The organism is Chryseobacterium sp. SIMBA_038 (assembly GCF_046535115.1).
Classification (GTDB): Bacteria; Bacteroidota; Bacteroidia; order Flavobacteriales; family Weeksellaceae; genus Chryseobacterium.
Window position 1 is genome coordinate 124,116 of the sequence record NZ_JAWRXH010000010.1, and the last position, 22,536, is coordinate 146,651.

At 34.9% G+C, this 22,536-nt stretch carries 16 protein-coding genes; 11 read left to right on the plus strand and 5 right to left on the minus strand.

Translation table 11 applies throughout. The annotated features are described in order from the left end of the window. The first annotated feature begins 8 nt into the window (after nucleotides 1-8). Both SB689_RS20985 and SB689_RS20990 read left to right on the plus strand, forming a co-directional pair. Nucleotides 9-3,203 (plus strand): T9SS type A sorting domain-containing protein, encoded by a 3,195-nt coding sequence (locus SB689_RS20985; RefSeq protein ID WP_410694037.1) that lies wholly within the window; start codon nucleotides 9-11, stop codon nucleotides 3,201-3,203. Between the two features lie 565 nt (nucleotides 3,204-3,768). After that, complete coding sequence (locus SB689_RS20990; RefSeq protein ID WP_410694038.1) at nucleotides 3,769-7,824, plus strand: T9SS type A sorting domain-containing protein; 4,056 nt, start codon at nucleotides 3,769-3,771, stop codon at nucleotides 7,822-7,824. Nucleotides 7,825-7,992: 168 nt separating this feature from the next. On the opposite strand, the gene SB689_RS20995 is transcribed toward SB689_RS20990, so the two are convergent. Both SB689_RS20995 and SB689_RS21000 read right to left on the minus strand, forming a co-directional pair. Beyond that, on the minus strand, nucleotides 7,993-8,532 hold the full coding sequence (locus SB689_RS20995) for a DUF3575 domain-containing protein (RefSeq protein WP_410694039.1): 540 nt from the start codon (nucleotides 8,530-8,532) through the stop codon (nucleotides 7,993-7,995). An 89-nt stretch (nucleotides 8,533-8,621) separates the two neighbouring features. Further along, nucleotides 8,622-9,758, minus strand: a complete 1,137-nt coding sequence (locus SB689_RS21000) for a helix-turn-helix domain-containing protein (protein WP_410694040.1) — start codon at nucleotides 9,756-9,758, stop codon at nucleotides 8,622-8,624. A gap of 247 nt (nucleotides 9,759-10,005) precedes the next feature. On the opposite strand from SB689_RS21000, the gene SB689_RS21005 reads away from it, so the two are divergent. The 5 genes from SB689_RS21005 to rclC all read left to right on the plus strand — a co-directional run bounded on the left by SB689_RS21005 (nucleotide 10,006) and on the right by rclC (nucleotide 14,259). After that, the gene (locus tag SB689_RS21005) at nucleotides 10,006-10,902 is read left to right on the plus strand and encodes a helix-turn-helix domain-containing protein (protein ID WP_410694041.1); all 897 of its coding nucleotides are present in this window, start codon (nucleotides 10,006-10,008) and stop codon (nucleotides 10,900-10,902) included. A 75-nt stretch (nucleotides 10,903-10,977) separates the two neighbouring features. After that, entirely contained in the window at nucleotides 10,978-11,814 is an 837-nt protein-coding gene (locus SB689_RS21010) for an alpha/beta fold hydrolase (RefSeq protein WP_410694042.1), read from the plus strand. An 18-nt stretch (nucleotides 11,815-11,832) separates the two neighbouring features. Next, nucleotides 11,833-12,825 carry a quinone oxidoreductase family protein gene (locus tag SB689_RS21015; protein ID WP_410694043.1) on the plus strand — a complete coding sequence of 331 codons (993 nt, stop codon included), beginning with the start codon at nucleotides 11,833-11,835 and terminating at the stop codon, nucleotides 12,823-12,825. Nucleotides 12,826-12,865: 40 nt separating this feature from the next. Then, nucleotides 12,866-13,669, plus strand: coding sequence for an enoyl-CoA hydratase/isomerase family protein (locus SB689_RS21020; protein ID WP_410694044.1), 804 nt, complete (start codon nucleotides 12,866-12,868; stop codon nucleotides 13,667-13,669). 32 nt (nucleotides 13,670-13,701) lie between these two features. After that, complete coding sequence (rclC, locus tag SB689_RS21025) at nucleotides 13,702-14,259, plus strand: reactive chlorine resistance membrane protein RclC (protein ID WP_410694045.1); 558 nt, start codon at nucleotides 13,702-13,704, stop codon at nucleotides 14,257-14,259. A gap of 153 nt (nucleotides 14,260-14,412) precedes the next feature. Here rclC and SB689_RS21030 read toward each other — a convergent pair whose 3' ends face one another. Beyond that, on the minus strand, nucleotides 14,413-14,946 hold the full coding sequence (locus SB689_RS21030) for a carboxymuconolactone decarboxylase family protein (RefSeq protein ID WP_410694046.1): 534 nt from the start codon (nucleotides 14,944-14,946) through the stop codon (nucleotides 14,413-14,415). A 163-nt stretch (nucleotides 14,947-15,109) separates the two neighbouring features. Between SB689_RS21030 and SB689_RS21035 the strand changes: the two genes are divergently transcribed. The 4 genes from SB689_RS21035 to SB689_RS21050 all read left to right on the plus strand — a co-directional run bounded on the left by SB689_RS21035 (nucleotide 15,110) and on the right by SB689_RS21050 (nucleotide 18,657). Further along, nucleotides 15,110-15,952: a helix-turn-helix domain-containing protein gene (locus tag SB689_RS21035; RefSeq protein ID WP_410694047.1), complete on the plus strand. Its 843-nt coding sequence runs from the start codon at nucleotides 15,110-15,112 to the stop codon at nucleotides 15,950-15,952. Between the two features lie 397 nt (nucleotides 15,953-16,349). Continuing rightward, complete coding sequence (locus SB689_RS21040; RefSeq protein WP_410694048.1) at nucleotides 16,350-17,102, plus strand: hypothetical protein; 753 nt, start codon at nucleotides 16,350-16,352, stop codon at nucleotides 17,100-17,102. A 15-nt stretch (nucleotides 17,103-17,117) separates the two neighbouring features. Then, nucleotides 17,118-17,861: a hypothetical protein gene (locus tag SB689_RS21045; RefSeq protein ID WP_410694049.1), complete on the plus strand. Its 744-nt coding sequence runs from the start codon at nucleotides 17,118-17,120 to the stop codon at nucleotides 17,859-17,861. A gap of 28 nt (nucleotides 17,862-17,889) precedes the next feature. Continuing rightward, the gene (locus SB689_RS21050; RefSeq protein ID WP_410694050.1) at nucleotides 17,890-18,657 is read left to right on the plus strand and encodes a hypothetical protein; all 768 of its coding nucleotides are present in this window, start codon (nucleotides 17,890-17,892) and stop codon (nucleotides 18,655-18,657) included. A gap of 56 nt (nucleotides 18,658-18,713) precedes the next feature. Here SB689_RS21050 and SB689_RS21055 read toward each other — a convergent pair whose 3' ends face one another. Together SB689_RS21055 and SB689_RS21060 are read right to left on the minus strand one after the other, a co-directional pair. After that, nucleotides 18,714-19,340, minus strand: a complete 627-nt coding sequence (locus SB689_RS21055; protein WP_410694051.1) for a response regulator — start codon at nucleotides 19,338-19,340, stop codon at nucleotides 18,714-18,716. Further along, a complete protein-coding gene (locus SB689_RS21060) occupies nucleotides 19,340-22,330 on the minus strand; it encodes a sensor histidine kinase (protein WP_410694052.1) in 2,991 nt (996 codons plus the stop codon). The genes SB689_RS21055 and SB689_RS21060 overlap by 1 nt, the downstream gene beginning before the upstream one ends. Nucleotides 22,331-22,536 lie beyond the last annotated feature (206 nt).

Here is a 22,536-nt window from a genome sequence, read left to right on the forward strand (position 1 = left end):
ACAACAATATGAATAAATATATCTATAGTATAATCGCTTTGCTTATGATCGTTTTGTGCCCCGCACAGATGTTCGTAAGCCAAGCCGAGTATTTTTGGGATACCGATCCGGGAGTAGGAAACGGAATTGCTGTTTCTGCTGTCGACGGGACTTTCAACAGTGCTTTTGAGCAATTGACCAAAACAGGAATTACCACACCAAGCAATGGTCTGCACAAATTCTGTATGCGTATTAAAGACAATACAGGTGTTTGGGGACCGGTTTTTACCAACATTATTAATGTTCAACAAAATCCGACCTCTACCATAATGTCTATTTCTCAGGCCGAATATTTTTGGGATGCCGATCCAGGATTAGGAAACGGAACAGCTGTTTTGGCTGCTGATGGAAATTTTGACAGCTCTTTCGAACAATTAACGAAAACAGGAATTGCTTTACCTTCTTCCGGACTGCACGTTTTTAATGTTCGTATTAAAGATAATACGGGTGTTTGGGGACCGGCTTTTAAGAATGTAATTAATGTGCAAGCTCCAACTTCTACAGGTTGCTGGCAAACTCTTAGTGCCGGAGCGGAATATTCGTTAGGAATAAAAACAGACGGAACTCTATGGGCTTGGGGGAATAATTTGTATGGGCAACTGGGAGATGGAACTACAGTTGACAGAAATATCCCTATCCAAATAGGGACTGCTAATAACTGGCTGAAAATAGATACCAATTCCTATTATTCTCTTGCCATCAAAGCAGATGGTACACTATGGGCTTGGGGTATGAATAGCGATGGTCAGTTAGGTGATGGAACTAAGATTGATAGATTTATCCCGACACAAATAGGAACAGCGACAAATTGGAAAAGTATTAGTGCTGGGGTTGCCCATTCATTAGCTATTAAAACTGATGGAACACTATGGGCCTGGGGTGCTAATGTATATGGGCAATTGGGAGATGATACTACTATCGGTAAAATTGTACCTACACAACTAGGAACAGCAACGGATTGGCAAAGTATTAGTGCTGGAGTTTCTCATACATTAGCCCTAAAAACAAATGGTACACTTTGGGGATGGGGAAGAAATAATTATGGACAATTAGGAGATGGAACTACAACAGCGAAAACGATTCCTGTACAAATAGGAACAGCAACGAATTGGAAAAGTATAGATGCTGGTGATCATCATTCGATAGGAACCAAAACAAATGGAATGCTATGGGGTTGGGGTTATAACCAGTATGGACAATTGGGGGATGGTACTACTATGAGTAAAATTGAACCAACGCAGATAGGAACGGGGACCAATTGGCTTAATATAGCTGCTGGAACAGGTTTTACTTTTGCAAACAAAACAGATGGAACACTTTGGTCATGGGGAGACAATGCTTATGGACAGCTTGGTAACGGTACAAATGGGGCAACGAATACTTTATTACCTACACAAGTGGGAGCCTCTTCAGACAATATGATGATTTTTGTAGGTGGGTATCATGTTCTTCAACAAAATACTGGAGGGGTTTTAAAAGTGTGTGGACGAAATGAGTTCGGTCAGTTAGGTGATGGTACAAATATTAAAAAAAATACATTTATTTCTATTGCCTGTCCTTCAAATTGTACTCCTCCAACACAATTTTCAACGACTAATATTACTTCTTCAACGGCTACCCTTAACTGGACAGCATCAGCTCCGAATGGAAGCTATTTGTATCTCTATAGCACGAATCCAATTGTTGGAGGTATAGATGGTACTACTCCTTCCACAACGGCAAGCTTGACAAACTTACTACCTAATACCACTTACTACTGGTGGGTATCATCTTATTGTGGATCTAGCCAAGGTAACTGGATCCAGGGAGGTTCGTTTACTACACTTTCTACAAATACAACCGGATGTTGGAAAAGTGTGAGTGCTGGATATATGCATTCTATAGGGCTCAAAACTGATGGAACACTATGGGCATGGGGAGATAACTCTCTTGGACAACTTGGAGATGGAACGGGAATAGGGAAAACTACCCCAATCCAAATTGGAACAGCAAATAATTGGCTGAAAATAGCTACTGGAGCTTATTACACTGTTGCGATCAAAACAGACGGTACGCTTTGGGCATGGGGGCAAAATACCTATGGGCAATTGGGTAGTGGATCCACAGTTGGTAAAATAACTCCAACACAAATTGGTACAGAAACAGATTGGGCAAGTATAGCCACTGGGGATACTCATGCACTAGCTATCAAAACAAACGGAACTTTATGGAGCTGGGGTAGAAATAGTGCTGGGCAACTAGGAGATGGAACAAACCTACATCATTTTATTCCTACACAAGTAGGTACAGCAAATAATTGGGAAGCTATTGCAGCTGGAGTACAGCATACTTTCGCAATAAAAACAAATGGAACACTATGGGGGTGGGGAGATAACGCATCCGGACAATTAGGTGATGGTACTACTTTTAATAGAAAGGTACCTACCCAAATCGGAACTGCTACGAATTGGAAGACTGTTGATGCGGGATATCTTCACTCTGTAGGACTCAAAACAGATGGAACGATTTGGAGCTGGGGAAATAATACCATAGGACAATTAGGTTCTGGAACCACTAATAGTATATATACGCCTAGTCAAATTGGAAATGCAACAAATTGGAAGACTGTTAGCGCTGATTATTATCATTCTTCTGTTGCAATAAAAACAGATGGTACACTTTGGGCATGGGGACAAAACAACGCAGGACAATTAGGAGACGGAACAACAACTAATAGATACATTCCAACACAAATTGGTTCTGCTACTGATAGAAAAAGTGTAGCAGCCAATACATTTAGCAGGCTTGTAATAAATAATGATGGATTTTTATCAGGAGCTGGCCGTAATGATTATGGTCAGATAGGTGATGGTACTAAAATTGAAAGAAAAATATTTGTTCCTGTTGCTTGTCCTGCAAGTAATTTAGCAGTGGATGAAATTGTAATAAAATCAGATAACCTGAAAATTTTCCCGAATCCGGTACAGGATTACTTAACGGTTTCGTTCGATCAAAAGATTATTACGGTAACGGTTTACAATGCAGCGGGACAGCTTGTATTGACAAAAGCAATCAATGATACGAAAGGAACAGTTGATTTTTCAGCTTTCACATCAGGAGTTTATCTGGTTACAGTAAGTGCTGCCAATAACTTCGTGAAAACGGTAAAAGTAATTAAAAGATAAAGTTAACTTACTTATAGAGTATATTAAAATGGTGTCACTTAATTCAAGTGGCGCCATTTTTTTTGAATCAACTATTTGATGATCCGTAAGAAAGCCATATTTTTGCAATCGAAAACATAAAATCATCATTGATGAAATATTGTTTTCACTAAAAAAACTAAAACCTAATTTGAAACCAATTAAATCATGAAAATGAAGAAAACTACACTGTATTTTATTAATACATCAATACGAATTGTTTCCAACAATTTAAAACAATAATAAATCCTCAATTTTTAGAGTTATAAATGATGTTTACTACAACATGATTTTATTTTTTTGTCTAAAAATGAAACAGAAATTTTAGCAATTTCACAGGGGATTTTATGTTTTATCAGTAATGATGATACTTTATTTTATCACGAAAATATTTTAAAATCAACGATTATTTGTCAATTAGTATTCATGTTTTTATATGAATTAATTTGATTTTGAAACATTTTCATTCTTTATGGAGTTCAGAAACCATTCAAACGAAGCGAAACCGAAAAGCTATACGAGTAGGGAAAAATTAAAACTAATAAACATGAAGAAAATTCTTTATTTCTTATTGCTGCTAATCAGCTTGCAGTCATTTGCCCAGTGTTGGCAAAGCGTGAGCTCAGGTTCCAGCCATTCGGTAGGTATAAAAACTGACGGGACACTTTGGGGCTGGGGAAATAATGCCGATGGGCAATTAGGCGATGGTACAAATACAAACAGAACAGTTCCTACTCAGATAGGAACAGCCACAAATTGGCTTAAAATATATGCAGGAAGTGCACACACAGTTGGTCTTAAAATCGATGGAACGCTTTGGGCATGGGGATTTAATGCTTATGGACAATTGGGTGATGGTACTTTTGCAAGTAAAAATGTACCTGTACAAATAGGAACAGCAACAAACTGGCAAACGATAATTGCAGGAAGCGCCCAAACAATAGCTATAAAAACAAACGGAACATTGTGGGGCTGGGGGAATAATGGCAGTGGACAATTAGTAAACACAGGAACAACTAATATAAATACTCCCACTCAAATCGGAACAGATACCAACTGGAAAACGGCTGCTTTGGGAATAACCCATACTCTTGCTATAAAAACGAACGGTACACTTTGGGCATGGGGAATTAATAGTTCTGGGCAGCTGGGTGATGGAACTACAAGCAATAAAACTATCCCCACTCAAATCGGAACAAACACAGATTGGAGAGATGTGGCGGCTGGTTTTAGTCATTCTTTAGCTACTAAAACAAATAATGTTCTTTATTCTTGGGGGCAAAATGATCAGGGACAATTGGGCGATGGAACTAGTAATGCGTACAGAGCTACACCAAGTTCAATTTATCAGGGAGTTCAGAGTATTGCGGCAAGAAATGCATATTCTATGATTATTTTATCAAATGGATCTCTCTATGGATTTGGAGAAAATTCTGCGGGACAATTGGGTGATGGAACTACTACAAATAGAAATACTCCAAAACTTATAGGAACTGCTTTTGACAGAAAAACTGTTGCAACAGGTTTTAGAACTACACTTGTTATCAATGTAGACGGATTTTTATCTGCTTGTGGAGCCAATAATGTAGGGCAGATAGGAGACGGGAGCACTACTCAAAAAAATACGCTTACTTCGATTGCTTGCCCAACAACGAGTTGTAATCCTCCAACACAATTATATACTTCTAATATTGCTTCTACAACGGCTACTTTAAATTGGTTACCATCAGCAACAGCACCTACCGGAGGATATGTATATGCTTATGGAACTTCTTCAACTATGGGAGCTGCGAACGGTAATACAGTTTTAACAACAGCCAATGCAACCAACTTATTACCTAATACTACTTACTACTGGTGGGTAATGTCAAATTGCGGAACCAACCAAAGCGCTTGGATTCCCGGAGGATCTTTTACGACTCTTCCTCCTGCGGGCTGTTGGCAAAAAATTAGTGCAGGTAGTACTCATTCTTTGGGAGTAAAATTAGATGGAACACTTTGGGCATGGGGAAGTAACCAGTTTGGTCAGTTAGGTGATGGAACAGCTGTTGATAAAAATGCTCCAATTCAGATAGGAATGGCCAATAATTGGAAAAAAGTTGTTGCAGGTGCTCTGTATTCAATTGCAATAAAAACAGATGGAACACTTTGGGCTTGGGGCTACAACTGGACAGGTCAACTGGGAGACGGAACTACGGTCAACAGAAATATCCCTACACAAATAGGAACCGCTACCGACTGGACTGAGGTTGATATAGCAAGCAATCATACATTAGCTATAAAAACAAACGGAACACTTTGGGCTTGGGGATATAATAATAATGGACAATTAGGAGATGGTACTACAGTAACTAAAGTTGTACCTATACAAATAGGAACAGCAACTAATTGGCGAAGTATTGCAACTGGTATTGAGTTTTCTCTAGCAATAAAAACCAACGGAACACTTTGGGCTTGGGGAGCCAATGGATCAGGTCAATTGGGTGACGGTACAACGGTAAATAAAATAACACCTATACAGATAGGAACTGCTACGGGTTGGATAAATATTGCAGCGGGAGCTTATCATTCTGTAGCAAGCAATGCGAATGGATCTCTCTATACATGGGGAAGAAATGCCGAGGGACAACTTGGTGATGGTACAAATAACAATCGATCTACACCAGCTCCAGTATTTGATCAGATTAAAAGTATTGATGCAGGATGGTATTATACGGTAGGGACAATAACACCTGGAAATATGTTTTTTTGCGGGCAAAACAATTATGGACAGCTGGGTAACGGTACAACCAATAATAGTTCAAACTCAATTTCTGTAAGTAATGCTACCGACTTTAGCATCGTTTCTGCAGGTGCATATCATACTCTAGCCATAGATAATGATGCTTTTTTGAAAGCTACTGGAAATAACGAAGGAGGACGATTAGGAGACGGTACTACAGTGAATAAAACTTCATTCACTTCTATCACTTGTCCGACGTCGGGAAGTTGTAATCCTCCAAGTCAATTGTACAGCTCTAATATAACTTCTTCATCAGCTACTCTTAATTGGGTGGCACCGATATCGGCTCCTAGTGGAGGTTATCAGTATCTTTACAGTACAAATTCAACAATTGGTGGTATAGATGGAACTACATCTTCCACAACGGCAAATTTGACAAATTTATTACCTAATACTATTTACTATTGGTGGGTAAGTTCTAATTGTGGATCAAGCAGCCAGGTTAATTGGATATCGGGAGGATCATTTACTACACTTCCTACATCTACAACAGGTTGTTGGCAAAACTTTAGTCCCGGAGATACTTATTCATTAGGAATAAAGACCGATGGAACATTATGGGCATGGGGAGGCAATAATTATGGACAGTTAGGAGATGGAACGACTATTCAAAAGACTACCCCAACACAAATTGGAGTAGCAAATAATTGGTCAAAAGTATCTGCTGGTAAATTCCATTCTATAGCATTAAAAACAGATGGAACGTTATGGTCTTGGGGATATAATAATAATGGACAATTAGGTGATGGAACTTTAGTAAATAAATCTACTCCAGCACAAATAGGAACAGCAAATGATTGGACAAGTATTACAACTGGAGACAGTTATACAATGGCTATAAAATCCAATGGAACTCTTTGGGCTTGGGGACTTAATGATAGCGGACAGTTAGGAGATGGAACTGCAGTAAATATTTCTATTCCAACACAAATAGGAACAGCAAATGATTGGATAATTGTAGCACCTGGAGTACAGCATACTGTTGCCATCAAGGCCAATGGAACGTTATGGGCTTGGGGACTTAATAGTAATGGACAATTAGGTGATGGAACTACAGTTCCTAAAAATATCCCAACACAAATTGGAACTGCTACAAATTGGAAAAGTATTGTTGGAGGACTTAATTATTCGTTAGGATTAAAAACCGATGGAACGTTATGGGCTTGGGGACTTAATACTTATGGACAATTAGGTGACGGAACTACAACTGATAAAATAAGTCCTATACAAATTGGATCATCAACAAATTGGCAGAGTATTGATGCTAACAATTTTTATACTTCTTTAGGAATAAAAACCGATGGAACACTTTGGACATGGGGATTCAATGATGTTGGACAATTGGGAGACGGAACTACAGACTTTAAATATACTCCAATGCAAATAGGAAATTCCAGTAACAGACAGACTGTTATAGGAGGTTCATTCAATACATTTGTAATAGATAATAGTGGATTTTTATCAGGTTGTGGGTTTAATGGTTCTGGTCAACTAGGAGATGGTACATATGTTCGAAAGAGAATTTTTGTTCCTGTCGCTTGTCCTACAAGTGCTTTAGCAGTGGATGAAACTTCAACAGTATCAAAGAATGATAATCTGAAAGTGTTCCCAAATCCGGTACAGGATTATTTAAATGTTTCATATAACGAAAAGATTGCTTCTGTGACAGTTTACAGTGCAGCGGGACAATTGGTAACAACTAAAGTTATTAATGATACAAAAGGAACAGTTGATTTCTCAGGATTTGCATCAGGAGTTTATCTGGTTCAGATAAATACTGTTAATAATACGGTGAAAACAGTGAAAGTAATCAAACGATAAGTGTTGATAAAAAAGCTTTTATGTGAAAACTAGATAATAATAGTGAGATCATAAATTGATTAAAAATCAGTGTGTATGGATATTCCTGCACACTGATTTTATTTTTAAACATTATGTTATTGAATAAAATCCCAACTCTCATTGGGATTTCATTCATTCTTTAGATATTTAAAATCGGTAGCCAATACTCAATCCATATTTTGCAACCACGTCATGATCCGTTTTGTCTGCATTGAACAAAAGTTTTCCATAACCTGCGTTGGCTTCAAAAACAAATCCTTTTTTTGTGACCAGTTTATAGCCCAGACCGGCACCTAGCGCAACATCATAAACATCTTTATTTTCCGTGAATGTCAGGTTATCTGCTGCGTATATTTTTTTTCCATCAATGGAAGTGAACGCTCCAAATCCTTCGACAAAAAATCCGGAAGCGTATTTTTTTCCAAAATAATATCTGTAATACGGGGAAATGAAGTAATTCATATCCTCTTCTTTTTTATCATCATAAACAAAAAATGCAGAGATCCCCAATGATGAATTTTTGTTGAGGTGACGTTCAAAATTTACTTCCACAGCACCGGATAACGGCGCGATTAAATTTAATCTGATTTCATTGTTTTTCTGATAAGGATTTGCATCAGTTTCATTTTGAGCCTTAACAGAATAAAAGGCAAACAAAATGATTACCAGTAAAAAGGTTTTTTTCATAAAAAATTAATTTGAATTATTTGAATGCAAAACTCAAATAAATCAAATTAGAACGGGTTCCAAAAGCTTAAAAATGGATAAAATGGGACTTATTTGTTGCTATTTTTATATTCATTGGGTGTCTGACCCGTAACTTTTTTAAAGGCATTATAAAAAGTCGTTTTTGAAGTAAACCCAGATTCTAATCCCATCGTCAACAAAGTATAGTTTTCATATTCCGAATTTGAAATCATTTCCTTGACGGCTTCCACTCGATATTGATTGATATAATGGGCAAAGTTGTCTCCTGTTATCGTGTTTACAATTTGTGAAACATATCCTGCGCTTATGCCTAGCTTTTCAGCAACTTTTTCTCTGTTTAATGTACTGTCGGTATAAATGTGATGATCCTTGCAAAGAAGTTCTAGTTTTTGAAAGTAAAGATTGTCAGCCGTGATAGATTCCTTATATTCTTGTGGAAAATTATTTTGTACAATTTGCACGTTACTATACGAAACAGCTGAATCTTGATTTAAAAAATGGTAGACAGCATCTTTGTTTTTTGCAAGCTTGTATTTGTAAATGCCTATATAAGCTGTCCAGTGCATAATAAATGTTGCACATAAAGCCAACACACTCATGGTAGAAGAAATGTCTATTCCAAAAAAGAAGCCAGTCATATATGTAATTAGCCAGGTAGATAATAATAAATAGAGCGTAGTTAATAAGGTAATTATCCATTTTTTCTCTTGTGGGTCTTTTAAGTGCTTTATCATAAAATAAGAGTAAAAAGGTGGAAACAAGATGATGATAAAGGCAAATAAAAGCTGGATCAGTCTAAGTATATTAATTATAAACATACCTGAATCTTCGATTTTATAAACCCCTAAAATATCATTAAGATGGTAGGTAATCGTAAAAGTAGAGGAATAGACAAACGGAATGTAATACAAATAAGTTCTTTGTCTGTTCTTTACGGAATCATCTATTCGGTTTATTATAAACAGGAAGATGAAGACGGGTAGTAAAAATATCCACTCAATATAATCCAGAAAACGTAGCAAAGGATAGGAGGTAAATGCACCTTCAATTTCAAAAACATAATTCAGTAAAACAATGGAAAGTGCAAATAGTAAGTAGGCTAAATATTTATTTGAATTACTATTGAATAGAGAAGACCTTAAAATGACTAAACCTAAGACTATTCCTTGGAAAATCGCAATATTTAAAAGTGTTGTATAGATCAAATTTTTATATTAAAAATTGTCTTTAAATATAGTTCTTTCATACGAATTAATAAAACGAATTTATTTTAATACCGATGACTTTTTTAGAATTTAAAAACAGGAAAACTTATTATAGCTAGTCACTGCATAAAGGGTTTATTGAAATTCTAAATAAAAAAAATACTTTGAATCTAAAAAAAATATTAATAACCAATTTTTTCTAAAAATTGCTGATTAAAAATAAAAACAATTTTGCAATTTTGTGTTTATGAAAGTATTTAGTGATTTAACGGAATATAATAAATATCTGAATTTACAACCGCCACTACACCCTTTGATGGACAGTCGGGTTTGTAAAGAGGCTATTCCTAATTTTCCTCAGACGAGTGAGGAGATTCAGGTCAATCTTTTTAGAATTTCGTTAAAGAAAAACTTTACAGGAGACATTAAATATGGACGTTCTCAATATTACACAGAAAACGGATTAATGCTTTTCACAGAGCCTGGACAGGTCGTTTCCTGGGAAAGCCTGACGTTTTGGGATGGTTATGCTTTTGTTTTCCATCCGGATCTGATTAAGAAAAGTGCGATTGTAAATAAAATAAACTATTACAAGTATTTCAGTTACGAAATTAGTGATGCTTTGTTTATGACTGCGGCGGAGGAAGAAACTGTAACCTGGCTTTTTACAAAAATCCATTACGAGTTGCTGGAAAAAAAATCCGAGGCCAATATTGATGTCATTCTCTCGTTGTTGAATGTGATTCTTACCTATTCAGAACTTTTTTATGAAAGACAGTTTAAAGAAAAATCAAGCAACTCGATTTCTATATCGTCAAAAATAAAATCACTTTTGCAGAATCATTACAATGATTTTTCGCAGCCCGTCAAAAGTATTCCTACCGTTTCTTCGATTGCAGGAGAGCTAAATTTAACATCAAATTACCTTTCAGATCTCGTGCGTGCAGAAACGGGGAAAAGTACCATCACACTCATACACGAATTTATTACGGAGCAGGCGGAAATTTTACTTCTTCAGACTGATATGAATATAAGTGATGTCGCTTACCAGCTCGGATTTAGCAATGTGCCTTACTTTTCCAGATTTTTTAGGAAAATAAAAGGAACTTCTCCCAGCGAAGTTCGGAATCAGAGAAAAGGATAAGATAAACCCTGATTTGTGTTAAAAGGCGAATGTTTGTTCTGCTAAATTTGGTAAGAATAAACAAACACTTTTACTATGAATTTATCATTTTCAAATTCTGAAAATCAATCGGTCATTATCAATGACGCAAAAATTGCTTACAGAAGCTTCGGACAAGGTTCGCCGATTCTTTTTTACAACAGATTCCGGGGAATCCTTGATACTTGGGATCCATTATTCCTAGATTCTTTATCTGCTAAACATACTATTATTCTTTTTGATTATCCCGGGATTGGAGATTCTGAAGGTAATTTTTCATCCGACATTACAGAAATGGCATCGGTTGGAATTCAATTGATGGAACTTTTGGAACACAATCAATTTTCTGTTGCAGGCTGGTCTTATGGCGGTCTTGTTGCGCAGGCAGCATTATTTTTAAATAAAGATAAAGTTCAGAAGATAGTATTAATAGGAACCAATCCTCCTGGAATCAACGAAGTTTCTTTCGACCCGGCTTTCTTTGAGAGAGCTTTGAAACCTGATAATGATCTGGATGACGAAACGGTTATTTTCTTTGAACCAACTTCTGAACTTAGTAGAGCCGCTGCAAAAGCTTCAAATGAGAGGATTTCTAAGCGTTTAGACCGTAGTAAAATTCCTTCAACGCCTGACAAATTTCAACATTACTTCGAAGGTTCTGCGATGATGAAAAAAGATGAGCAAGATTTTCGAGGTCAGTATAAAACGTTGAACATTCCTGTCTTGGTAATTTCGGCAGATCACGATATCAGTTTTGCTGTAGAAAATTGGTTTCCACTTTTGAGGAATGCACCTTCTATGCAACATATTATCATCAATGATTCCGGGCACGGCTTGCAACATCAACACCCTGAACTGATTGCAGGATATATCAATTTATTTCTTAATCATTAAGCTATAAGCAAATATTAAATGAAAATAATAGAATTTAAAACTCCGGGTAACTACGATGTTTTAAAAATTGTAGAAAAACCTATACCTATCCTTGTGGATGATCAAATTTTGGTGAAGGTTAAAATTGCAGCAGTTAACGCAGTTGACAATACTGTTCGCAGCGGGAAACTGGCAGGAAAAAGATCTTTTGGTATTCTTGGTAATGAAGGAGTAGGAGTTGTAGCAAAGGGGAATACAGAATTTCCTGAAGGCACAAGAGTAATGATTTCTTGCTTTACAACGGATGGCCAAATTCGCGGTATCTATGTTGATGGTGTCTGGGCAGAATATATTGCTGTAAATCCAAGTGAACTTATCATAATTAAAGATCATATTTCTGATGAAGAGGCGGCTGCATTTCCCGTAAGTTTCTTTTCTGCAAAAGCTTGTCTTAACAAGGCAGAATTTAAGTCAGGAAAAAGTGTTCTTTCATTGGCAATTGGTGGGGGTGTAGGTAATGCAACTGTTCAATTGGCTGAGATTTTAGGAGCATCACAAGTCATCAGCACTGCAGGATCATCAGAAAAAGTACAAAAGGCTTATTCCTTAGGATTTAAGAATGTTATCGACTTATCAAAAGAAAGTATTACCGAAGGAGTCAATCGTTTGACAGATGGAAAAGGTGTTGATATTGTCATAGATAGCGTGGGTGGCCATCTTACCGGTGATGCCATTAGTGCGCTTTCTCGCAATGGAATTCTCGTTACAATTGGCTATTCGGCTGGTACCACATTTAGTGCAAATATTACAGATTTCGTTTGGAAAGGTTTGCAGATGCGCGGACAAAGCCTTAACGGATGGTTTGATAAGGAGGCTGAAAAAGAAGTCTGGAATGAACTAATGCCATTATTTGAAGAAGGAAAATTAAAACCATTAATAGCAAAGGTTTTTGATGCTGAGAATATCGCAGAAGCTCAGCGTTACTTAATTGAAGAAAGACCATTTGGAAAAGTTCTGATTAAATTTTATTAAAATCACGGTCAAAAAAATATTTAACAATCAAAATTACGATATGATTTTTACTAAACGAAAAATAAGCGAAAGTTATTGGAAAGTTATCATAAACAATCCACCATTAAACATTTTTGATCCCGAATTTTCAATTCAGTTGAGAGAAACAATGGATGAGCTGGAAGCCAATGAAGAATTAAAAGTTGTGGTTTTCGAAAGTGCCAATCCTGAATTTTTTATTGCCCACGTTGAACTGATCGATGTGAATGGATTTCCAAAAGGTCCTGGTGTAACCGGACTTTCCAAATCTTGGCCAGACATTGCTAAACGTCTGGAACAGGCATCTTTTGTCAGCATTGCTTCCATAAGAGGTAGAGCGAGAGGTTTAGGAAGTGAATTTATTCAGGCACTTGATATGCGTTTTGCAAGTAAGGAGAAAGCAATTTTTGGACAACCAGAAATTGGAATAGGTGCATTCCCAGGCGGTGGGGGAATGGAAAGATTACACCTTCTAACTGGTAAAGCAAGAGCTTTAGAAATTATCCTTAGCGGTGAAGATTACGACGCAGAAACGGCTGCTGCTTATGGATGGGTGAACCGTACTTTTCCGGATAGCGAACTGGACGCTTTTGTGGATCACTTGGCAACCCGAATTGCTTCTTTTGATAAAAATGTGATCGCCATCATCAAAGCAATCATCAATGAAAGAGTGGTTAATCCTACGAACGAGCATCTAATGGAAACCCAAACACGTTTTTATGAAATGCTTGCACAACCAGAAGCTGGAAAACGGGTAAAGGCATTACTTGAAAAAGGACTTCATACCTACGGTGATGTAGAACTGAATTTGGCAAAACACCTTTAGTATATAAAATTTTCAGAATTAAAATTAATAAAATGAAAAATATTCTTCAAATCATCGCTGACAGCCAAAAGCATTTCATCAACTTTCTAAGAATCTCAATTTTTGTGGTAATGGCCTGGATCGGTGGCCTGAAGTCTTATCAATATGAAGCCGACGGAATTGTTCCTTTTGTCGCCAACAGTCCGTTGATGAGTTTTTTTTACAATCATCCTAAGGAATACAAAGCACATAAAAATAAAGAAGGCGAATTAGTAATTGCTAATATCGAATGGAATAAAGCCAATGGAACGTACACTTTTGCAAATGCTTTAGGAACTGCGATTGTGGTAATTGGTTTAATGGTTTTGCTTGGAATTTGGTTTCCAAAAGCAGGGCTTGCAGGTGGAATTCTTACTTTCGGGATGTCATTGGTAACACTTTCATTTCTTATAACAACACCCGAAGCCTATGTCCCGGATTTAGGTAGTCCGGATCACGGATTTCCACTGCTGTCCGGAGCTGGCCGACTGGTGATTAAAGATATTATAATGCTCGCTGGAGGCCTGGTCATATCTTCAGATGCAGCTAAAAAAATATTAAATGATAATTAGTTAAAAATAATAAAAAAGAAAGATAATTTAAGCTTGGTAACCTTTATAGCAGCAATTTTCGGAATATACAGACATTTAAATACAATTTACAATAATCAAAAAAAGCTGTGTATAAATTTTTAACACAGCTTTTTGATCGGTTATCTTTAACGATTAGATTTGTGGAGCTTCAGGCCAGTCAACAGGCACTTTTGCAACAGCAAACAGATAATTGGTCATCATTTTATCGCCAATTGCAATAATAGTATCTACAAGATTAGCCTCTGTATAACCACTATTAAAGAACTTTTCTTTTAGGAAATCTGTAGCTTCGCCTTTGTTTTCAACAATACTTTTTACAAGATTTGCTAACGCTTCTAGCTTAGTATCAAAAGAGATGGTATTTTTTCTGATTTCAATGATCTGTTCATCAGTGAAACCGTTTAATTTAGCAATAGCAGTATGAGCACTTAGACAGTATAAGCAGTTGTTGTACTGACTTACAACCAAGTTGATTACTTCTTTTTCTTTAGCTTTTAATGATGATTTGGAATTTTGCAACGTCAGATAAGTATTCAATGCATTTTCAGAATAAGCAAACGTTGCATAGAGATTAGGTACAAATCCTACACCTTTTTCAAGATTATTAAAAATTGCCTGATTTGCTTCTGATACTTGTTCTTTTTTTAGAACCGGAAAATTTTTCATTGTTTAATTGTTTAAAATTGATACTGCAAATGTCCGCCAAATACCAACCGGAGAAAATGGAATATTTTCCCGAAGACTATTGATATTTTCCTTTTTTTTATTTTTTGTATAATAATTTCATGAATATAAAAATTATGTAATTTTAACCGTTTAATAATAAACTATGAAGTATGAGTTTCTAAATAATAAACAAGGTTCTCACTGTAAACTTTGGATTAATGATCATGATTTTGGCAGGGATTTTTATACAAAAGATAGAGCAGAACCCCTCCTTACGATAGCCTGGAATAAAAATGAGGATCAGAATGTTGAGATTGATGGAATTTCGTATTGCTTTAAACAAAATACTATAGTTTGTTTAATGGTTAATCAGACATTCCATTTTGAAGATGCGTCGAAAATAACAGCATGGCAATTTAATAGGGATTTTTATTGCATAGAAAGCCATGACAAAGAGGTAAGTTGTGTCGGATTTTTATTTTATGGAACAATTCAGGCCATGTTTATAGAAATTGAGACTGAAAATAATAGAAAACTGGATTTATTATTAAAAATCTGTGTGGAAGAATTTTTAGATATTGATGATATTCAGGAAGATATGCTCAGAATGCTATTTAAAAGATTGATTATTCTGGTTACTCGTTTAGCTAAAAAGCAATACATCGCTCATGAGCTTCCTGACCATAAATTAGATATTATCAGAAAATATAACCTGCTGGTTGAAAAAAATTATAAAACCGAACATTCTGTAAAATTTTATGCAGAAGAACTCAGTAAATCTCCAAAAACATTATCCAATATTTTCAAAATGTACGGAGACACCACACCATCTTTTATCATACAGCAGAGAATATTACTGGAAGCAAAACGCCTTTTGCTTTATACGGACAGGTCTTCAAAAGAAATTGCCTATGAACTAGGCTTTGATGATGTATCGTATTTCAGTAATTTCTTCAAAAGACTTTCGGGATTTTCACCTTCGTTGTTTAAAGTGAAAGCTCTCTAGAAAAGTGTCATATGTTTTATGATAACAACCTCCTTTAAGTGCAGATATTCAAATGTTTTTAAGATGATTATAAACTGTCAAAACAAGCCAAACAATGACAAATTGTTTGGCTTGTTTTTTTTATTTCTAAAAGCTACTTCATAATTTGTAGTATTTATTCTACAAACCATAGTTTTCTTCCTACAGATTCTATTCTGATTAAACCCCAAAACCGTCATAATTTCGCCCTGAAAAAAAATACTTCCCATTCCTAAAATCAGGCGTAAAACTAATGACACAAATTTTTATCAAGAGAAAACCGGAGTCTTTTCCATTTGTTTGGAAAAAGGCTCTTTGTTTATCTCAATTTTGAAAAAGAGAATATTTTGAATCAAAGTAAGGATGTAAAAACAATAACATGACTAGATTTTATTTTTCATTATTAATAACAGCTTTTGGACTCGCCAGCGCGCAGGTCGGAATTAATACAGCAACGCCTGATCCGTCTGCCATTTTAGATTTGAGTCAATCTTCGAAAGTTGGAGGTTTGAAGCTTCCAGCCGTAGCTTTACAATCGACGATTGATATTACAACAATTCCAAATCCGGCAATCGGATTAATGGTTTTCACGACAGCAAATGCAGGAACAGGAATTAATGCTGTAACAGCTGGAAGTATATATAAATTCAATGGAACTATTTGGAAAAAACTAAGCACAAAGGATGAAACACTCACCGGAAATGTACCCAAAGTAGTTGCATTCGGAAAAAAAACTACAGTAACAGGTTGTAACGGAGTTAATACTGCCAATTTTTCTCTCGACCAGATTAGTAACCCATCGCTACTTACAAATGCAGGAGCATTCACAGCTCCACAAACCGGATATTACAGTTTTTCTGTGTACAGCAAACAATATATGCAGGCAAATCCTGATCAGGCTTACAATACTGCTCCATTTATTTTTGCAGTAGGTTTAGAAGCTTTTACGTATAAATTCAGAGGAAGTGGGGTGAGTGATCAGGGAGCTGCCACATCAGGAATTGTATATTTAGTACAAGGACAAGTAACCCCACCATGGCAATGGACTTTTGGTACAGGTAATACTTGCGGATCGACAGGAAGTATAAAGGATCAGAGTGTAATTTGGGAATTTATCGGAGGTACATTATAATTAAAATAAGAAAAAATGAAAAATAAAAAACTTCTTTTTACATTATTAATGAGCGTTACAGGTATTGTAAATGTATATTCTCAAGTTGGAATTAATACAACAACTCCACATCCATCAGCTTTACTGGATATTGGTTCAACAAATAAAGGTTTTTTGATCAATAAAGTTCCTTTACAGTCGAGAAATGATATCACTACAATTCCCAATCCTAAAAGAGGAACTTTAATTATTGCTTCTGCAACTGTGGGTGCAGGAAATGCTCAAATCACAGAAGGAACTTTATATAAATTTGACGGAAATTCGTGGCAGGAATTATTAGAAAACAATACCAATTCACAAAGCTTTTTATTCCCAAGTGTGGTTGCCATCGGTAAGAAAACGACAACAGATACTTCTTGTACAGGTATTTCCACAGCTAATTTTGCACTGACGAATTTAAATGCTGTAGGTGGAAACATAATATCTTCCACTGGCGCGCTTACTGCGGGAAGAAGCGGATACTATTATTGGTCTATTAATATTAAACAGTTTATGCTCAGAAGATCTTATAATCCTGCAATATATCCGGGAATGTTAACGTATGCTTTCCAATTAGGATCTACAGGGGCAAGAGGTTGGCAATCTAATAATTTTTCGGGTTCGGTGTATCTTAATCAGGGGCAGACATCGGAAGGCTTTACCTGGGATTTGGGCGGAACTTGTGTTGCTGATGATCAGATTGGTGAACAACAGGTTGTATGGATCTATATGGGAGAATAAATTTATAAAAGTTTAAAGAATTGAAATCATGACAAAATTAAATAAAAACCTCAGCTTTATCTTTATTCTGACTGCTTCTTTAATGTTTTCTCAAGTCGGTATAGGAACGGCAAATCCTCATCCTTCTGCAGCACTGGAACTGGCAAGTGCAAATAAAGGATTAATCTTACCTCATGCAGCTTTAGCATCAAAAACAGATATCACGACCATACAAAATCCCGCCGCAGGATTAGTCATTTATAATACGAATAACAGTGATGTTTCTACAGCAGATAATATTAAAGTTTACGCAGATATTCCCTATGTTTTTAACGGAACGCAGTGGCAGGATATGATGGATGATGTGAAAATTAATACATTTATTACCTTGCCTGAAGTATTTGCAAAAGGAAGAAAAACAACAATCAATACGTCTTGTATCAATCTTAACGGAGCTCCGTTTGCATTAAATTCCAAAGATGCAAATATTGGAGATGATGGTTCTATTGTAGCGGATAAAACAGGGTTCTACAAATTCACGATCAGTACTGGAATTACAGCTCAGGCGTTGCAATACAATCCTGTTTTGGCGTATTTGGGCGGAACCAATTCCAATGATATCAGATTCTCTTTTGCTTTCAGAGGAGAGCCGTCTGGATATGCAAACAGAAATGTTTCCTATTCTTCCGTAGTTTTTCTCAATGCAGGAGATTCTTCAGGATATTTTCAGTGGATTCTGGGAAATAGTTATACCTGTGATACAGGAACCAAAATTAATCAGCAGGAAGTTATTTGGCAATATTTAGGAAATCTGTAATGATTTTCGTTTATATATTGATTTGATTTTAAGAGCTTCATTTATGAAGCTCTTTGTTATTTTATTTCTCCCAAACTATATTTTTCATGAAGTTTAATAAGCTCGACAATGCTTTTTACTTCCAACTTTTCGTAAATTCTTTTTTTGAAAGTGCTTACGGTCGACATTTTAAGATCTAATTTATTGGAGATTTCAAGATTTCCGTTGCCTTGCGCCAATAATTTAAAAATTTCCAATTCTCTTTTGGATAAATTTTCCAAAGGTTTTATTTCCTTTCTGTTATAAATGAGAAGACGGGCAAGTTCCTGAGAGTAGTAATATCCCTGCCTGAAAATAAGGGTGACAGCTTCCACTACATTTTCACTTAGTTGTTTATTAAGATAACCATCTGCGCCTTCATTAATATATTGCAGAGCAGTTTTTTCATCATAAGCAGAAAACATCATAATTTTTAATTCAGGATCTATGCTTTTCAGCTCTTTTATCATGTTGAGATAAATACTTCCGGGCATATCGATGTCCAGCATGAGAAGGTCATAGCGGGTTTCAGAAATCTTTTCCTTTACATTTTCATAGTTTTCGGTAAAGTCTATTTCCAGATCTTCGTAAGTTGAATGTAAAAGTAAAGAAGCTCCCATTCTTACCACGTAATGATCATCAGCAATGAGTATTTTTTTCTGCATTAGCTCAGGTTTTGTATGATTATTTCCACTTGGGTTCCTGCCGGAATATTATTGTTAAAACTTATTTTTCCATCTAATTTTTTCAGAAGCTGGATCACGAGATGAAGTCCAAGTCCATGATTTTTAAATGAAGAAGGCTTGTTTTCAATATCATTCATTAAGTTATTGTAATATTCCAACAGCTTGTCATTCATCCCTTTTCCGGAATCTGAAAGGTTGATGATCGTAGAATTATTTTCTTCTCTCGCATTCAAAATAATGTTTCCTCCTGAAGTATTTTTTACCGCATTATCCAACAAATTATGAATAATAGCAGCCAAAATATTTTCATTGAAGTTCAATTTAATATTTTTCGAAGAATTATTAATAATTGTGGTACCTTTTTGAGAAGCAATTTCCTCAAATAATTTTCTTTTTGTTTCCAAAATATCAAAAATGGAATAGAATTTTTCCTGATATTTCAAACTTTCATTATTGAATAATTCGGTATAATTTTTAAGATTTAAAGTAAATTTATAAAGCTCTTCCGAAGATTTATAGATGGTATCAAAATACTGTTTTTGTAGTTTCGGATTCTCTGTTTCCGATAATTTTTGGGACATCGCCGAAAGATATTTTATCGGTGTTGTAATATCATGATTAATAGTCTGAATAAGATTTTTCTGATATTCAGATTCATTTTTAAGTTGATGCTGGGTGGTTTTCAATTCATCATTTTTCTGATGTACAATTTTCTTTAATTGTTTGTTTTTAGTTGTTAAAATTCTTGTTCTTAAAAGAATAATGAATAGTATTAAACCCAGAAACAAAATTGAAATCAAAAGCCTGAACCAAATGGTCTGATAAAAAAGCGCCGGAACATTGATGAATATTTTTTTGTAAGCAAATTTTCCGTCTGGCGAAATCAAAACTCTTACTTTTAAAGTATAATTTCCCGGAGAAAGTTTGCTTAATGTAAATTCCTTATCCTTCAGCCTTTGCCATTTTTCAGGTTGGTCATCTTGTTGAAGGCTGGTTTCGATATAAAGATTGTCGTTGTTGGAATAATAAGGAATATCGATATAAACTGAAGCTAAATTAAAATCATTTTCAAGATTCAGAGTATCTTTAAAATAAATGTAATCTGCACCTTTTGATTTTGCTCTTTCTATATAAATATTCCCAGCTTTTGGATAATAGGAGGGAACTTTAAAAGGATCAAAGAATACATAACCGTCCATGGAAGGAACGACATAATCTCCATCATCCAGCTTTGTAAAGGAATTAACTGTACCATTGAATTCATTAATATTAAAGCCGTCTTCTTTGGTATAGCGATAGTAAATAACCTTTGTTGTACTATTTTTTGCATACTCAAGAAGCGTATTTTCAGGAATTTTAAATAATCCGTTATTACTTGAGATCCACAAATATCCTTTTGAATCTTTTATAAGATTATTGGCATAAGATAAATAACCGCCTTCGTCGAACGGCATTTGGGTAAATTTGTTGTTTTTATAAAGAAACAGGCCCTTTCCTCTGGTAAGGATCCAAATATTTCCGCCTTCTGTTACAATCGTACTTTTTAAAGAAAGATTGGGAATATTTAGTTTTTTTACTATTTTTTTAGATAACGATGTAATGTATAACTTATCGTCACAACCTACGAGAAATTCATCTTTATTAATTGCTATTGAAGTGCTTATTTCCGATTTGAAAGCAAAACTCCCAAGAAGATTCTGTAATTTACCATCTGAGTAAATTTTCAGATAAAATTGTGTCGCATCTTCCAGCTTTAATAGATAAAAGTCTTTGTCTTTAAATATAGCTATGGCTTTATTATTTTTACCAATGTCTACAGAATCAGGCTTTTCATAATTGTATTTAGCAAATCTTCTGTAAAGTTTTCCACTCTTTGGATAAAGAATATTATTGCTTTCATCGTAAACAAGACACCATTCATCAACTGTATTAAAATGATAATCTTTAATCAAAGAATTTTTGTCATAAACTCTTCCCTGAAAATTGATAATTTTATCTTTTCCAAATGGAAGTACGGAATATTGTACCCTGTTTTCTAAGGTAGGATCTACTTTTGGGGTAGAAAATGAAGGAATTTTAATGATATTCAATCCTTTATTTAATGTTCCGATGTATATTGTATTGTTTTCTTTGTCGTACAATAAACTGAAAATCATGGAAATATCGATTTCGTTGTTTTTCAGTTCCAGAATAGGAGTGGTTTTCAAATTTCCATTATCGAATTCAGAAATGTAGATTTTTCCTTTATTAATAATGAAATTCTGCTGATTCAGATCCTGCCAGAAAATTTTACTTGAAGGATCATCATACAACGAATTATTAGCATTTAATACAGAAATATTTTCCTCAGAAAATTTTAAAATTCTTTTATTTCTGACATCTCTCAAAAACAAAAACTCACCAAAACGGAAAATATTTTTCTGATCTTCCTTTTTAAATTCGATGGGAATTATTTTTTCTTTTCCTGAATTTTTTCTGTATATAATAGTTTTAGTATCAAAGAAATAAATTCCTCTTTGAAACTTTATAAATCCGTTATCTACAGTATTATGAGAATTATTTCTATTAAAATTAATATACTCTTTATTTCTAAAGATTATCCTTTCTGCAATATTCTTTAATAACGGAGATTTCTTTTTTGTAACTGTAATTTTTCTATCCTTTATGATAAGATATTGGAGTTGTCCGGAATTGGGTAATCCAATATGATCCGATTTTACATTTCCTAAAAATTTTGAAAAACTGAAATTGGTAAGCTTAAGGTTTTTATAATTGTTGAAAGTTTGACCGTCATATCTTAAAATTCCGCCGTCTGTGCAGATCCAGATAAAACCATATTTGTCTTTTACAATATCTTTAATACTGTTTTGAGGCATACCGTTATCAGTATTGTACCATGTGGAAGAATACTGCTGACCAAAAACCGTGGAAATGAGTAGAAGGGAGAATAAAAGTAGAAATTTCCTCATTTGCTGGTGATATATCCGGATGCAAATTTACAATGAACATTTAACATAATTTTTAATTTTTGTAGAATTTTTTCTACAAATGATAGTTTTTTCTCCACAGAAAAAATTTAGCCAGAATTTTTATTGCAATTAAATTTACAGAATTAAATATGTTTTTGATTAAAAATTTTAAATGATAATTAAAAACGTGTTTAAAAATTAAATTT